Genomic DNA, 252 nt, shown 5'->3' with positions numbered 1-252 from the left:
CATAATAAAATGTTAAACATAAAGATGATACCCCTTATCATCGAAAATAAACAGACAAACAATAAGATAATAATGACCACCTTCCCCCAAAAAAACGAACAAAAATATCTCAATCTTAAAAAAATTATTAAAACATTAAAAAAAAATAATATAGAAAATCAAAAATTTACTATCAAAATCAAGTTTCACCTTTACACATAACAATAAAAAATCACACCACCAACATCGATAGAGTGAAAGAAACGTACAACA

1 protein-coding gene is annotated in these 252 nt (G+C 25.0%); it reads left to right on the top strand.

Features of this window, described 5'->3' with window-relative positions; all coding sequences use genetic code 11:
* On the top strand, nucleotides 1-201 hold a 201-nt coding region (locus Q4519_RS21935), incomplete at its 5' end, for a hypothetical protein (protein ID WP_303516087.1).
* Between the last annotated feature and the right edge of the window lie 51 nt (nucleotides 202-252).

The sequence above is a fragment of the Motilimonas sp. 1_MG-2023 genome (assembly GCF_030547455.1).
Taxonomy (GTDB): domain Bacteria; phylum Pseudomonadota; class Gammaproteobacteria; order Enterobacterales; family CBDFNC01; genus Motilimonas.
Note: the sequence above shows the minus strand (reverse complement) of the source record. Positions and strands in the feature narration are given on the sequence as shown.